This is a genomic window from Parasphingorhabdus sp. (assembly GCF_048269915.1).
Taxonomy (GTDB): domain Bacteria; phylum Pseudomonadota; class Alphaproteobacteria; order Sphingomonadales; family Sphingomonadaceae; genus Parasphingorhabdus.
On the sequence record NZ_JBLWTY010000003.1, the window covers coordinates 109,959 to 125,095 of the forward strand.

Below are 15,137 nucleotides of genomic sequence, written 5' to 3' on the forward strand. Positions count from 1 at the left end.
CGCGCAACTATTTTAATCACTATGGGTTGAAGGGGCAGAAACGGCATATTTATTCTGAAGTGTTCGGGCAGGGCAGGCCGCCACAATAGTTGGAAGGACCGTACGAATTTTGAATGAAGAGGAAAAGCTTCAATTATGCTTGGAGCGGGACCGGCTGCTGTGCAGTCCGGAATTCATGCGCTCACCGACGATGAGCAAATTGCTTCGGTTTCTCGTCGATTATAAAGTGTCAGAAGATAGTAAGCCGCTGACCGCTTATGCGGTTGCGGTCGATGCTCTCGGCCGAGACAATGGATTTGATGCCCAGGTTGACAGCTATCCGCGCGTTCAGATCGGGCGTTTGCGGCGTATGCTCGACCATTTCTATTTGCGTGACGATAGCGAAAATCGACTGTTCATCCCTTATCACCGTTATGAAATAATTCTGGGTCCCAACGAGACGTTCAATGGCGTGGCCTCCCAGCAGAATGGCTTGGAGCCAAGGGACGAGAAACGGGGCGATCCATCGAAAGGATCAAATGATCGATTGACCCTTTTCGCCAGTAGCATCGGGGCGGTCCGCAGCAGCACTATTCTGGCGATATTTTTGGTAACCATAGCGATTGCGATCGGCGTTGGTTACTATATGCAAAAGCCATCAACTATCCCCGCAACCGCCATTTCATATCCTGCGGTCATCGTGAAAGGGTCCGGGGATGTCGTTGATCCTGCGTCCCGTGCGAAAATAGAAACGATCCATAGCTATTTGGTCGGAACACTGGAGAAGTTCGATCAGGTTCGCATCTTCGAGGAGAATTTGAAGTCGACAGGCAGGTCGCAATATACACTTGAATCCTCGGTCCTGAATGAAGCGGCGGATCGGATTCAGCTTCGCCTCGTCGACAGTGCTAGCAGAGAGGTGATCTGGTCCAGCAGATTTGAGATGACGTCGACAGAACAACTGGAGGCAGATCTCGATCGGGCGGTGGTCAATATTGCCAGTCCTCTGGGTAAGATCGCCCAGCATGAGCGATCGAAATATCGCGATGAATTTACGCCTGGCTACCCGTGCCTGCTTCAGTTTCATCGATATTTGCGTTACCGCGATGACGAGATACTGAAACCCACTCTGGAATGTATGGAAGCATCTGCTCAACAGTTTTCCAACGACTCTTATTTGATGAGCATGCTCGCGATCGCCAAAAATATATCCGAACGATTTGGCAGTGATTATGAGATTGATGGTGTGGGCAAGGACTATGCGCTGATGGCGGCGAAACTTGATCATGACAGCGCATCGGCGACCTTTGCCGTGGCGCAGAGCGCGTTTTTTGAAAGCGATTGTCGCAAAGGCGTGGCTTGGGGAGAGCGGGCCGTCCAACTCAATCCGCTGAATTCCAGAATAATGGGCTATCTGGGTCTGTATATGTTGGCCTGCAACATGCCGGAGGGTGAAGCATATTCCACAAGGGCCATAGAGATTGATCCCGACGTCGATCCCGCTGTTGCAGGGACATTGGCGATGCAAAAACTGCGCCGCGGAGATGCGAAAGCTGCCCAGCAGCTGGCGTCAAAATATATGGTCTCCGTACCCGGCGGCGCACCAGGCTTGGAGATAAGCTATATTTTGTCGACGGCGCAGCTCGGTAACAAAGTAGAGGCGCGCAGAGCGTGGCGGCTGTTGGCAGAACGATCAGACTTGCCGGAAACCGCGGCACCGCGCCAGGTGCTGAGCAGATGGATATCCAACCCAGATCTTGTTCGGCAGCTGGAGTCAGATTTTGAAAAGGCCAAGCTTTACTAGAGATTTGGTCGTGATGCTGGCCGGCTAACGTCGGGACGGAGCCCCCTTGGCAATTTTGAGGCGACAGACGAGCCAGTCCGCAGAAATATTCGGAAGATATCCGCTTGGTCAGCGCGCAATGTGCGCGCGCGGCCGAAATAAGTATCATTACATAGGGGAATCCACTGATTCAGATGAAGCTGCCGAAATAATATTAATCTCGACACGGGGGACGATGATTCGAAATTCAAGCTAAGGAAAAAGAAATGGGTAAGAAGAAATCCAGTGTTCCGGTTGAAACGGCATCGCCTCGGCGGCAGCTTAGCCCATTTGGCGCAAATGATATGTTGGCGCCATTCTCGCGATTGCGCGATGAATTTGACCGGATGTTCGACGACAGGCCGGGCAATGCTTTGGCTTCCCGATGGATGCAGAAATTCTACGATAATGTTGATCCGCTTGTCGAATTGCGGGATAAGAAGGACGAATATGAACTGGTCGCCGAAGTTCCCGGTATGGGCAGTGATGATATCGAGATCAAATTGTCTGACAGCATGTTGCGGATTTCGGGAGAGAAGACCGAGACGCATGAAGAAGATGGCGAGAGCTTCATGTTTTCCGAGCGGCAATATGGCAGCTTCGAACGTCTGATTAAATTGCCCAACGGTATTGATGACAAAAAAATCAGTGCAGATGTGAAGGATGGACTGTTGATAGTTCATATTCCTAAAAGCCCTGAAGCCATTCAAAAAGAACGTAAAATTCCTATTCGTGCCAGCTAAGCCGGCGCGATAGCATCGCGGGCCACGTCTAGCTTTTCCACTACCCCCCCCCCCGTGCAAGGAGAAGGTTGGGCGTGGCCCGCAAACTTGGCCGACATGGCCAGAATGGCGGCAAAGGAAGCAGGATGATGAACCATAACGCAGTCCTTTTCGCTACTGATCTGTCGGCGCGTTGTGATCGGCCCTTCGACCGGGCGCTAATGTTGGCACAGGATTGGAAAGTAAAATTGATCCTGCTCCATGTGATTGACCCGGAAACGGTCAAGAATCCATCGTTCAATCTTCATGATATTGAGGCTAAAATAGCAGGCCAACTGCCGGAGACCCGGGTTAATATCGAGATATTGGTCAAGCGTGGCGATATTGCTGCAAACATCATAAAAACAGCCCAGTCTGAGAAATGTGATGTGATCGTCACCGGGGTCGCGCGATATAATAGTATCAGCGATATTTTATTGGGTGGTCCGGTTGATCAGCTGATCAGAAACGCGCCGGTCCCAGTGCTGATCGTCAAGCGCAAGCCGCGCCATGCCTATAAAAATATCGTTATTGCCACTGATTTTTCCGATTGTTCTCTGCAGGCGTTGACCACTGCTGCCGAATTATTCCCGGAGCCGGGACTGCACCTGGTGCACGCTTATCATGAACCTTATAGCGCCTGGCTTGGTTCCGATCAGTTTGTCAAAGATGTGAAGTCGGAAGAGCAGAAAGAACTGGCCCGTTTCTTGGCCAAGCCTTTGATTGCCGATCCGGTGTTTGATCGTTTGAATGCTTCGATCGAAAAAGGCGATTTGGCGGCGGTGCTATTCCGGAAGATCGGTGCAACCCAATCGGACCTGGTTGTAATGGGCACTCATGGTCGCGGCGCGTTGTCCCGCGCAACACTCGGCAGCAATGCACAACATGTTCTCGGATGGGTGGATGAGGATGTGCTGATTGTCCGCGAACGCAAATAAATCCCGGTTCAATCCATGCTTTCCAGAGCCCGTTTGAGTGCGGCGAGCATTTTTTCGCGCGCCTGGTTGGATGGTTGTTCGAGTATTTTTTCTTCTACCTCTTGTCGCAGGGCTGCCAGTTTGGATATCCAATCGCGCGAAGCGGTCAGTTCAGCGGCATTCGGCCGACCGGCAGACAGGCGGGTAGCTGACTGGGCCTTGTGCAATTCCCAAGTCTCTCCCAAAGTCGGAATGATAGCATCGGGCAAATTCGGACTGGCGGCCAGAGATTCAGCTAGACCAGTGAGCGCCGCCTGTTCTCCGTGGACAAGAAAGACCGAGCCTCTGACCGGTGTGCGGTCCTTTATCCAGTCCACTAGACCACTGCGATCGGCGTGGCTGGAATAGCCCTCCAGCATCGCAACCTGCGCTTTTACGATTACATCATGGCCAGAAATCCGAACCCGCTTTGCGCCGTCTCTGAGTACCGAACCCAATGTGCCGGCAACCTGGAAGCCGGATAGTAGCAAACGAGATTGTCGGTTTGGCAGGTTGCGGATCAGATGATGCCTGATCCTGCCTCCCTCACACATGCCGGATCCGGCAATGATTACAATTCCGGTCATCCGATTCAGCTTCTTGGATTCTGCGGTATTCTGGGTGAACCGGATGTTGGTTCGTTTCAGCACTTCGGTGCCGTTGTCCCGGTAGCGCATAACGGCCATCGTAATCTTCTGGGCCAGCGGGGAATCGAGGAAAATATTTACCGGTGCTAGGCGTTTCGATTCAAACAGGGCATCAAAATCTTCCAGTATTTCCTGCGTCCGTTCCAGCGCAAAAGCCGGTATAAGCAAATTTCCGCCTCCTGCCATTACCTCCTCGACATGTCGCGCCAGCGTTTCGCGGCGCTCGCTGACCAGCACAGGTTCACGATCACGGTTGCCATAGGTCGATTCGCAAATCATATGGTCATAGCCACCGATTTCGGAGGCTGTACAAATGATAGGCCGCCCCGCTCCAACATCGCCAGAGAACAGCAGGCGCTGTCCGGCAATATTGATTTCAATCGATGCTGACCCGACGATATGCCGTGCGTCCCAAAAGCGGAACGACACGCCATTGCCGAGATGGTGTTCCTCGCAATAGTCAAGTGTGCGGACATTTTTGTGCAATTTTGTTATGTCCTTGCCATCATATAGCGGGATGAAAGGCGGCAAACCTGCCCGGTCGGCGCGACGGTTCCGCCGTTCGACATCCGCCGCCTGCAGCTTCGCGGCATCCTGCAACAGGGGCTTGATGATATCTGCGCTGGGTGCGGTGCAATAGGTTTGGGCCTTGCAACCACTGGCATAGAGATAGGCCAGTCTGCCACTATGATCGAGATGGGCATGGGTAAGCAGCACAGCATCGAGTGTCTTTGGATCGAAAGGCAATTCTTCATGGTTCAACGCCTCAAGGGAGCGAGTGCCCTGAAACATTCCACAATCGATCAATATTGTCTTTCCCGCACCGCGCAATTCATAACAGGAGCCTGTGACAGTTCCCGCCGCCCCATGAAATTTTAACGTTACACCACTCATTCAAACATTCCCCGGGACATCCGATATAAATTCTAGCGCGCTACAACCAATGGTACCGGGCAATCCCGGAACAGGCTCCGCGTTACGCCGCCCAGCAGAAATTCACGGGCGCGGCTGTGGCCATAAGCACCCATCACCAAATAGCTGGCAGCCAGAGCGTTGACGGTCGAAAGCAAAACTGCCTGAACGGATGATTTTTTCGCCTCGAGCTCGTGAATTTCCGATTTTATTCCATGTCTTGAAAGATATTCGGAGGCTTCCAGTGGCGGCAGATCATGGTCCTTGTCTTCCTCGACCACGACAATATGTACATTGCTGGCCAGTTTGAGCAGCGGCACCGCTGCGCGCAGCGCATTGCCCGCTTCGAAACTGCCGTTCCACGCGACAAGTGCGGGACCGGTTGCATCAAATTTCTTGATGCTGTCCGGCTGGACGACAACCGGGATATTGCTATTGAAAATCACGTCCCCCAAAATGCTGAGGGGCAATGTATTGTCTTTCACACCGCTGCAGGAACTCAGCACCATGATATCGGCCAGCGCCGAGTTTCTTGCAAGTCCCCTGGCGGGCTCTGCATTGGCCTCCTGATAGTCCCAGGGCACGTCCTCACTGGCCAGACGTTTTTCGATTTCCGCTCGCAGTTTCGCATCCACTTCAAGCGCATATTTGCTCATGTCATATGTGATCGACATGCCGGTCACGCCGTCGAAAATCATTTGTGGGTTGTAGGGATTGGCGCGAAGACAATGAAGATGTCCGTCCAGTGCACGAGTCAAATCGAGCGCCGCTTGAAAGCGTGCATCAAGCCCGGAATCGTCATTCACATAAAGTAGCACTGATTTCATCGCCTATCTCCCATTTCCTTCAAAGAATCTGTCCGGTGAATTTGTTCCGGAAAAGCAATCTCTCCCTGTGACTTTATTCATCGCAGTCAGAAAAGCTGTGAATGCTGGAATTGCTTTTGAAGGACCATCCGTAGTGTTACCTAGTTGTCGTATGAAATGCCTCGCCAAGGTAAAGGTGGCGTACGACTTTGTCGGCGAGCATCGCTTCCGGCGTGCCGCTGAATACGATCCGGCCTTCGTGCAGGACATAGACCCGGTCCAGGATGTCGACCATCTCCCGCACATTTTGATCGGTAACCAGAATGCCAACATCGTGGCTTTCCAAATCGGCAATCATTGCCTTGATATCCCTGACCGAAAGGGGGTCGATGCCCGCAAAGGGTTCGTCGAAGAGCATGATGGTTGGATTAGCTGCCATAGCCCGGGCGATTTCGCATCGCCGTCGTTCCCCACCAGACAGGGCCCGGGCCGGAACGTGGCGTACATATTCGATATGAAATTCGGCGAGAAGTTCATCAAGCCGCTGCGCTCGCAATATGGGGTTCGGTTCAAATAGTTCGAGTACGGTCAATATGTTCTGTTCAACCGTCAGTCCGCGAAAGATAGAGGATTCTTGCGGAAGATATCCCAGTCCGCGAAGCGCTCGGCGATCGAGGGACAAGTCGGTTATGTCATTGCCATCAAGAAAAACATGTCCGGAGTTGACCTGCAGCAACCCCAGAATCGAGTAAAAAGTGATGGTTTTCCCTGCTCCGTCACGTCCGAGTAAACCGACGACTTCCGAGCGACGGACCTCGATCGAAACGTCGTGCAGGACCGTCTTTTTACCAAATTTCCTGCTGATCGAAACAACCGAGAGGCCCGCACCTTCTGGCGTCGGCGGTTCCGCAGAATGCGATAAAGTCGGGAGAATGATTTGCTTCAATGGCTCGCGATACCTTTGTCCCGGATGAATGTACGATAAAAGGCAAGCCATCCCAACAACATCAGGGTGTTTACGTAGGGTTCCGCTTTTCCGAGCGGACATAGCGATGCGAGTTTAAAAGCGCGGGGCTAAGATGGAGTCTGCTTTACGGCGATTATTATCGCTGCTGATCGTAGGGGGAGCCCGCTTTACAAACCATTTGCCAGCCCATCCCGGAACTTGGGATGGGCGAGTCCGATCAGGGCATCCGCACGCTGGTTCAGCGATTTCCCCTTCAGATCAACCCAGCCATATTCGGTCACCACAATATGCGTGTCGTTGCGCGGCGTTGTAACCGGCCCGTCCAGTCTGGGGACGATACGCGAGACCGTACCGTTGCGGGCCGTAGACTGGCAGGCGATGATCGATTTTCCGCCTCTGGACGCGTTGGCACCGCGTACGAAGTCGAGTTGGCCGCCCGATCCGCTATATTGGCGCCCCAGCATATGTTCCGAATTGCAGGCCCCGCCAAGGTCGATCTGTAACGTCGCATTGACCGATACGACATTTTTGTTTTTCGCAATATGCCGAGGGTCGTTGACGATATTCACCGGCGCGCTGTGTATGGCAGGATTGTCATCCAGAAAGTCGTAAAACGCCCTGTCGCCCATGGCGAAGGTAAAGACGCTGCGCCCCCGATAGGTGGTCTTGGCCTGATTGGTAACCGCGCCGCACTGGATGAGACCGGCGAGGGCAGGGGTCATCAACTCGGTATGGATGCCCAGATCGCGTCGATCCTGCAACAGGGCGCAGACCGCTCCGGGCAGGGCGCCAATCCCCATTTGCAGACAGGCTCCGTCATCAATCATGTCGGCGATCGTGGCCGCCACTTTTGCTTCCGCCTCGCACGTCTCCGGCGCGTATACTTCGGCGAGCGGCGCGGTATTTTCGACAATCGCGTCAATTTCGGAAATATGCAGCAGCGAGGCACCGAATACGCGCGGCATGTTCGGATTGACCTCGACCACCAGCTTTTTCGCACTGCGGGCGGCGGTCGTCGAATAATCATTGCTGGTGCCAAAGGTAAACCAGCCATGCTTGTCCATCGGCGACACCGTGGTCACAAACAGGTCCAGCGACACCTGCTCCTCGAACAGCCGCGGGGAATCGCTGAACGCGACAGGAACAAATCCGATCGGACTTTTTTCCCCGGCTTTCTGCGCCGCGAGCAATTTTCGTTCGATGGAGCTGAGAAACATGCAGCGCGGGCGAATATGGCCGAGCAGGTCGGGCCGCAACACCGTGTCACCGGCGTGATCCATAGAGTGAAAATACCACAGTTTCAGATCATCGACATCGCCATGTTCGGCCATTTTCGCCAGCGCGCCAAGCAAAGCCGGCGGCTCTGCCGTTGCCATGCCCATAGCAATATGCGCGCCGGATTGCAGTCCTTGCACTGCCTGATCGGCAGTCCTGAGCCGGGAGCGATATTCGTCTCTATGTGTCATTGCCAATGCCTCAAACAGGAAAAACGGATCTTACGTCAAACCGGATACAGACCGGAGGAACGGCAATGGAGTCAATAGGTGGCAATACGTATCCGCCGGCGAAATTGCAGCTCATGAGAGCCAATGAATCCTGAAAGGCCGATACGTTGGTTTACGGATGGCGGGCTCTTTGCGGGCCGGATTATATTTTTGTCAGATAAACCCGCTTACCGAAACTTTGCAAGAGGACTTCCTATGCCCGAGACACAACCATCCGCTGCTCAGCCCGTTCCTGGCGAGCCGATCAAGCTCGATCACGCAGTTGTTGTTAGCAGCAGTATCCCGTTAACCACCCGTAGCGGATTTGAATTTCATGTCCGGCCCGTCGAGCCATCGGACAAGGAAGCTCTGGCGGAATTTTTCAGCCATGTTTCAAAAGACGATCTGCTGTTCCGTTTTCTGTCACCGATCCGTGAGGTCAGAGGGTCCCTGCTCGATGAATTTATCAATGTGGATCATGATAACAAGGAGGACTATCTCGCCTTTGACATTGACGACAAAACTATTGTTGCCAGCGCAATGCTGGGGAGCAAGGCAGATAAGTCCGAGGCAGAAGACGCTATCGTCGTGCGCGATGACTACAAGCATCGCGGGATGAGCTGGACGTTCCTGAAATATGTGGTGGAACAGGCGCGGCAAAGTGGCATCAAGAAACTCCAGTCTATCGAATGCCGCCAGAATCACGCGGCAATCGAACTGGAAAAGGAAATGGGTTTTACGGCCCGGTCCTGTCCTTGGGACGCTACGCTCATGATGCTGGAATTTGAGCTTACGTCCCCTCCTCCCGCAGCCTGACCCGGGTTTTGTCCTCTATCTTTTCGCTGGGGTGCAAAATCACTTCGGCGCCCGCTGCCAAACCTTCCAGAATTTGCGCGTGCTCGTCATTCATCCGGCCAATCTTGACCGGGACGAGCCATGCCTTGCCGCTACGCATGACGAAGACCGACCATTGGCCCTTGTCGCGGAACAGGGCGCTCACGGGAGCCTGCAGGACATTTTTTCCTTCCCATTCGACGACCTTGACGATGACCCGGTAGCCATGGCCGAGGCGCTGTCTTGCCGCGAGTGGATCAGCGAAATCGATAATCACATTGACGCGCTGTTCTTCCACGCCCAGCGCGGAAATCTTGGTAAAGCCGAACGGCTCGATCCGTTGCACCTTGCCGGTGAGCGGTTTATCACCGCCCCAATTCTCGATAATTACCCGGCTGCCCGGCTTGATTTTTACCGCATCGCTGGAGAGCAGGTCGGTGACAATCTCAATGTCGGCCGGATTGCCGATCTCGACGACAGGCGTCCCGGCGCTGATCGGGGTCTCGCTCTCATGCGTCAGGCGCAGCACAGACCCGCTTTCGGGAGAAAAGACCGCAAGGCTTTGGCCGCTGGGACGGGTGGACGGGGCCATCAGTCGGGCGCGCGCGGCCTTCAGTTCAGCCCGAGCTGATTCCGCTCCCTTTCGTGCTTCGGTCAGCCGTGCTGCGCTACTGTCGCGCGCGGCGCGGCTCGCGTCATGTGCGGTTTTGGTTGCGAAACCGCGTTGATGAAGCGCGTCTACCCGCTCGAAATTGGCAGCCGCTAGCTTGCGGTCCGCCTCTGCCTGGGCAATCCGGGCAGTGGACGATTGTACCGCCGCCCGGAGTGCCTGGATTTGCGCCTGTGTTTCCGCCGCGCTACGCGGATTGAGAAAATCGGGCTGCGCCGGCATGATCCGGGCGACGATCGTCTGGCCGGCCACCACCGGATCACCGGCATCCAGGTCGACACGCAGCAACTGGCCGTTGATCGGTGCCGACACCACGAACATGTCGCGCACCCGGGTTTCCCCTTCATCGTTGATCGATACCAGCATTGGTCCCTCATTGACTTTCGCCACATCGACATCAATCGGAGGGGAGCGCATCGCAAAATAGATGGCGATGGCCAGAATGACGAATATGATGCCGATTATAATTCTCGGGCCAAGCCGGTTCAGATGGTGTGAAGCCATCGCCTTACTCCCTCGTTTTCAGTACGTTGACGAGATTGAGCCGATCCAGCCGCGACCGCACGAAAAATGCGGATATCGCAGCGGTAACCAGCACGACCAATATAGCGAAAGCCACCGTACCGGCAGAAAGGCCGAACGGAATGATAAACAGGTCCCCGCCAATGGATTCGGTGAGATTCTTGGATAGATAATAGCCAAACATCACACCCAGAGGCAGACCGGCGATAACCAGCAGCGCCAGTTCCCCGAGCAGGATATAGGATACTTCCGACCTGCGGTAGCCCAGCACCCGAAGCGACACGAGATCGCGCGATCTTTCGGCCAGATTGATCCGGGCGTTGTTATACACCACACCGAAAACGATCAGCGCCGAAAAGGCCGTATTGAACACCTGCACGATCCCCATGGTTTCTCCTATCGATTCCTCAATGCCGCGCAGTGCCGCCTTTCGTTGCGAAAAACCGGCGACGACGGGCATGTCTTTCAATCGCCGATATACTGCTTCGGTCTGCGCCGGATCGACGCTGATGAAGGCACCGGATGACAACGGTGTTTCCTGAAGCAACGGTCCGATCAAGTCAAAATCGACATAGGCCGGGCTGGCAACCGGGCTGCGCAAAATACGGGCGACGGGCAGGGTGAGGCCGGGCCGCTTGCCATCGGTTACCTGCACATGGATCGGATCGCCCGGCTGGAGGTCCAGTTCGTTGGCCAGTCCATAGGAAATCATCACGCCGCGAACGGGTGGCGACAATATGCCATCATCCATGTCGATCAGCCGGTTCAGATCGCCGCCGGGCCTCATTCCGGTGAGGCTTTCCGATCTGGATCGCGGTCCGGATGACAATCTGGCGGGAACGTAACGGACGGGTTCTACCCGCAGCACGCCGGGAATGCGCTGTAGCTCGAATATTGCGCGCTCGTCGCGGGGCTCGGCGAACACGATGTTCATGTCCGAACGGTTGGCCTGGTTGAACAGCAGATCGATCATCACGCCGACATTGTCTGTGGAACCGGCGGAGGTGATATACAGGCCCAGCGCGGCACCGACGCCCAGCGATCCGAGCATCGAGCGCAGAGGACGGCGGATAATCCCGCGCAAGATGATTCGTGTCGGTTCGTCCAGCCTCTTGAACCGCGCCAGAAGTCTTGCAAATCCACCGGAATAATTCGGCGGAACCGGTGGTCGCATGGCTTCCGCAGCCGTCAGTCGGCCAATCCGGTTCACAGTCTGGGCTGCCCCGAGTATTACCACGCCCACCGTGATCAGGCAGGCAGCGAGGATGATGTCCGCTCCGGCCCGATAGGTCAGGAAGGGGAATACGAAAAACTGCTGATAGAGGCCAGCCAGCCCGCGGCCCATCCAGGTTCCGACAAACAGTCCCAGCAACAGGCCGGGCAGGGACAAAATCAGCGCCAGCTTGACATAGTGCCAGACAATCTTCCGGTTGCGATAGCCGAATGCGGTGAGCAGCCCGATAATCTCGCGTTCGGATTCGACGAGTCTGGTCAGCACGATGTTGATCAGGAAGGCCGCTACGCCAAGGAAAATCGGTGGCAGGATCGCTGTCATCGATTGCAATTGCTGGAGTTCGTTGGAAAGAAAACGTTCCGACAGCTGCTCCGATCTCGGAATGGCTCCGGTTCCGCCATAGGGTTCGAGCAGGATGTCGAGCCGGTCGATCACTTTGCCGGTTTGGGCGCCGCGTTCCAGCCGGATGAGCGTCTCGTTATAGGCGTTGGTCGAATTAAGTGCCGCAGCCAGATGTTCTTCACCCATCCAAAGCACGCCGAAACGGCGATTGTCCGGGAAAATCTGTCCCGGGCCGAGCGCATAGATATATTCTGGCGACAATGCGGTGCCAACCACGCGCAGGCGCTGTTTCTTTCCGTATAGTACCGCTTCGACACTGTCGCCCAGTGCAATGCGTGCGCCTTCGCTGAATTTTTCGCTGGCGATCACCTCTTCCGGTCGGGTCGGGTCGGGCATCCGGCCGCTGCGCAGGACCAGGGCATTGACCTTGGGCATGCCCGATGGCGGCAGCGAATGGACTCGTGCAGTAATCGGTTCGGCAATACCGGGTATGTCGAGTGTCGCACCCGCCGTCAGCCGTCCTTCGACAATGCTGACGCCCGGTATGTTGCGAATGTCATCCACCAGATTGGCCGGAAAACGTTTGGCAGACCCGATAACATCGGCAAAACGGTAACGATCATAATAGGCATCGCGACTGGCCTCCAGCGACCGGATCATGCCCACGGACATGACCACCATGCCGACACCCGCCGCGATCACGAGCGCGATCGCCAGGGCCTGCGTGCGCAGTCGCCAAATGTCGCGCAGCAACTTGTGGTCGAGCGAACCCAGCCAGGCCGGGAGGGTTACCATTTGAGCTTGGCCGGTGCGACCCGGTTCGGATTGTCGCGATCTTCGACCAGCGCCCCGTCGGCAAAGCGCAGCAACCGGTCGGCCATATCGGCAATGACGACATTATGGGTGATCAGCAGGGTGGTGGTGCCAAGTTCGCGATTGACCCGGTCCAGTGCCTCCAGCACTTTTACGCCGGTCTGGCTGTCGAGCGCACCCGTGGGTTCGTCGCAGAGCATCACTTTGGGACGTTTTGCGATCGCGCGGGCAATTGCCACGCGCTGCTGTTCGCCGCCGGATAATTGAGAAGGAAAGTGATCGAGGCGATTGCCCAGTCCCACCATTTCCAGGGCTTCCTGCGGGGTCATCGGATTTTCGGCAATTTCGGTGATCAGTGCGACATTCTCGCGCGCGGTCAGCGAAGCCACCAGATTATAGAACTGGAACACGAAACTGACCGAATTGCGGCGATATTCGGTGAGCTGCGAAGGGGTCATGGCGGTCAGTTCCATGCCTTCGAAGAAGACCTGACCAGAAGTGGCGTCATCCAGTCCACCGATAATGTTGAGAAATGTTGACTTTCCCGATCCGCTGGCACCAAGCAGCACTACCATCGCCGCTCTCGGCAGGTCGATATCCACGCCACGCAGTGCGTGGACCGCAGTTGGTCCTTCACCGTAGACTTTTGTCAGGCTGCGGATCGCATAAAGGGCTTCGCTGTCCCTATCGTTTGAGGTGACAGCAGGTGACCGGGCCATCAGGCTTCATGTTTGGTGAGCATTTTTGCAAGAGCCTCAGCTTCGCCGGAACCAAATGCCTTGGGGATTTCCGCCAGCAATTTTGCGCTTGTGTCTGCTTCAAGATTTTTCCGTATAACACCCAGTGCGCGGGGTGCCGCCACCAGCACGACACCAGCCTTGGTTTCGGAGACAATCTTATCGATTTTTTCCGCGACTTCGATCGAGAACCGGTCTTCTTCCTGTTGCTGAAAATCGGTCAGCTCATGGGTGCCCCGGCGGGGTGTCTTGCTCTGAAAGGTCCGTCCGGGCTTGTCCGTTCCAATCTCCGAAGTCCGCAGCGACGGATTTTTATGCTCTTCTATCAGCTCAAGCACCGGCGCAAATGCTTCGCCGACATTCTTGAACAGAGCCATCCGCGAACCGTCAACCGCAATCACCTTGCTATCTTTGCGCACCAGCATTTTAATCTCCCGTAACGTTGTTTAACTGAAAACGGTCTACGATGACAGTCTGTTACCGACGATAGGTATTGTTACGGAACCATCGCATCATGGTATCAGCACGGCTGCACCCTGGAGCCTGCCTTCGCGCAGCCTTTGCAGGGCTTCATTTGCTTCTGTCAGCCCGAATGTCTCGATCGAGGGTGAGAGGCCCGACTGGTCGGCTGCCACGAGAAATTCATTGCCATCCTCGCGAGTGAGGTTGGCCACCGAAAGGATCACCCGCTCCCCCCACAGATCCGCATAGGGAAATCCGGGAATATCGCTCATGTGAATGCCCGCACAAACCACGCGTCCACCTTTGCGCATCGCTTTCAGGGCAGCCGGAACAAGCGACCCGACCGGTGCGAAGATGATTGCGGCGTCAAGCAGATCAGGGGGAGCTTCATCGGAACCACCCGCCCAGATGCATCCCAACTCGCGGGCAAAATCCTGCCCGGCAACATCGCCGGATTGGGTGAAAGCATATATTTCGCGTTCTTGCCAGACCGCGATCTGTGTCAGGATATGGGCGGCGGCTCCAAAACCGTAAAAGCCGATCTTATGGCCTTCGCCCGCCATGCGCAGCGCGCGCCAGCCGATCAGGCCGGCGCAGAGCAAGGGGGCGGCTTCCTTATCTGAAAATCGGGAAGGGATAGGGAAACAAAATTGTGCGTTGGCGACAATATGATCGGCATATCCGCCATCCCGCGTACAGCCGGTAAATTCGGGCTGATCGCAGAGATTCTCCTGTTCGGCCAGACAATATGGACAAATACCGCAGCTGTGACCCAGCCAGGGAACGCCCACTCGGTCGCCGATCGCAAAACCGTCAACCTGTAACCCCATCGCGAGGATACGCCCCACCACTTCATGGCCCGGTACAATCGGATATTGCGCGGCCGGAATCTCGCCATCCAGAACATGCAGGTCGGTCCGGCAAACTCCGCAGGCCAGAACTTCGATGAGCATTTCATCGGGCGGGATGGCCGGCACTTGCCGCTCGACGGGCATCAACCGCGCGCCGGGGCGGTCCAATTGCATTGCAAGAAAGGTTTTCGGCAGGTCCATCTATGTCCTGAGCGTTTCGGCTGATTGTTTCTGTCCGCACAGTAATCCCCGCTTGCGGCTATGAAACCCGTAACTGTCCTTATCTGACACCATCAGGATTGTACGCCTTACGAATAATTACGTAACGACAAGGTGTC

The 15,137-nt window shown here is 55.4% G+C and carries 13 protein-coding genes; 4 read left to right on the plus strand and 9 right to left on the minus strand.

Annotation, left to right across the window (positions count from 1 at the left end; translation table 11 throughout):
- Window positions 1-190: 190 nt before the first annotated feature.
- From ACN0WX_RS09040 to ACN0WX_RS09050, 3 genes are all read left to right on the plus strand, one after another.
- Window positions 191-1,783 carry a hypothetical protein gene (locus ACN0WX_RS09040; protein ID WP_417621987.1) on the plus strand — a complete coding sequence of 531 codons (1,593 nt, stop codon included), beginning with the start codon at window positions 191-193 and terminating at the stop codon, window positions 1,781-1,783.
- Window positions 1,784-2,028: 245 nt separating this feature from the next.
- The gene (locus ACN0WX_RS09045) at window positions 2,029-2,544 is read left to right on the plus strand and encodes an Hsp20/alpha crystallin family protein (RefSeq protein WP_417621988.1); all 516 of its coding nucleotides are present in this window, start codon (window positions 2,029-2,031) and stop codon (window positions 2,542-2,544) included.
- Between the two features lie 125 nt (window positions 2,545-2,669).
- Window positions 2,670-3,500 (plus strand): universal stress protein, encoded by an 831-nt coding sequence (locus ACN0WX_RS09050; protein ID WP_417621989.1) that lies wholly within the window; start codon window positions 2,670-2,672, stop codon window positions 3,498-3,500.
- Window positions 3,501-3,508: 8 nt separating this feature from the next.
- Here ACN0WX_RS09050 and ACN0WX_RS09055 read toward each other — a convergent pair whose 3' ends face one another.
- The 4 genes from ACN0WX_RS09055 to ACN0WX_RS09070 all read right to left on the minus strand — a co-directional run bounded on the left by ACN0WX_RS09055 (window position 3,509) and on the right by ACN0WX_RS09070 (window position 8,316).
- On the minus strand, window positions 3,509-5,059 hold the full coding sequence (locus ACN0WX_RS09055; RefSeq protein ID WP_417621990.1) for an MBL fold metallo-hydrolase: 1,551 nt from the start codon (window positions 5,057-5,059) through the stop codon (window positions 3,509-3,511).
- Window positions 5,060-5,091: 32 nt separating this feature from the next.
- A complete protein-coding gene (locus ACN0WX_RS09060; protein WP_417621991.1) occupies window positions 5,092-5,904 on the minus strand; it encodes a universal stress protein in 813 nt (270 codons plus the stop codon).
- A gap of 136 nt (window positions 5,905-6,040) precedes the next feature.
- Window positions 6,041-6,829: an LPS export ABC transporter ATP-binding protein gene (lptB, locus tag ACN0WX_RS09065; protein WP_417621992.1), complete on the minus strand. Its 789-nt coding sequence runs from the start codon at window positions 6,827-6,829 to the stop codon at window positions 6,041-6,043.
- A 188-nt stretch (window positions 6,830-7,017) separates the two neighbouring features.
- Window positions 7,018-8,316, minus strand: a complete 1,299-nt coding sequence (locus ACN0WX_RS09070) for an acetyl-CoA hydrolase/transferase family protein (RefSeq protein WP_417621993.1) — start codon at window positions 8,314-8,316, stop codon at window positions 7,018-7,020.
- A 234-nt stretch (window positions 8,317-8,550) separates the two neighbouring features.
- On the opposite strand from ACN0WX_RS09070, the gene ACN0WX_RS09075 reads away from it, so the two are divergent.
- A complete protein-coding gene (locus ACN0WX_RS09075; RefSeq protein WP_417621994.1) occupies window positions 8,551-9,150 on the plus strand; it encodes a GNAT family N-acetyltransferase in 600 nt (199 codons plus the stop codon).
- Here ACN0WX_RS09075 and ACN0WX_RS09080 read toward each other — a convergent pair.
- From ACN0WX_RS09080 to ACN0WX_RS09100, 5 genes are all read right to left on the minus strand, one after another.
- Entirely contained in the window at window positions 9,125-10,342 is a 1,218-nt protein-coding gene (locus tag ACN0WX_RS09080; RefSeq protein WP_417621995.1) for an efflux RND transporter periplasmic adaptor subunit, read from the minus strand. The two genes, ACN0WX_RS09075 and ACN0WX_RS09080, sit on opposite strands and share 26 nt — an antisense overlap.
- Window positions 10,343-10,346: 4 nt before the next feature.
- The gene (locus ACN0WX_RS09085) at window positions 10,347-12,731 is read right to left on the minus strand and encodes an ABC transporter permease (RefSeq protein WP_417621996.1); all 2,385 of its coding nucleotides are present in this window, start codon (window positions 12,729-12,731) and stop codon (window positions 10,347-10,349) included.
- On the minus strand, window positions 12,725-13,468 hold the full coding sequence (locus tag ACN0WX_RS09090; protein WP_417621997.1) for an ABC transporter ATP-binding protein: 744 nt from the start codon (window positions 13,466-13,468) through the stop codon (window positions 12,725-12,727). Before ACN0WX_RS09090 ends, ACN0WX_RS09085 begins: the two co-directional genes overlap by 7 nt.
- Window positions 13,468-13,911: a host attachment protein gene (locus ACN0WX_RS09095; RefSeq protein ID WP_417621998.1), complete on the minus strand. Its 444-nt coding sequence runs from the start codon at window positions 13,909-13,911 to the stop codon at window positions 13,468-13,470. The genes ACN0WX_RS09090 and ACN0WX_RS09095 overlap by 1 nt, the downstream gene beginning before the upstream one ends.
- An 87-nt stretch (window positions 13,912-13,998) precedes the next feature.
- The gene (locus ACN0WX_RS09100) at window positions 13,999-15,000 is read right to left on the minus strand and encodes a zinc-dependent alcohol dehydrogenase family protein (RefSeq protein WP_417621999.1); all 1,002 of its coding nucleotides are present in this window, start codon (window positions 14,998-15,000) and stop codon (window positions 13,999-14,001) included.
- Between the last annotated feature and the right edge of the window lie 137 nt (window positions 15,001-15,137).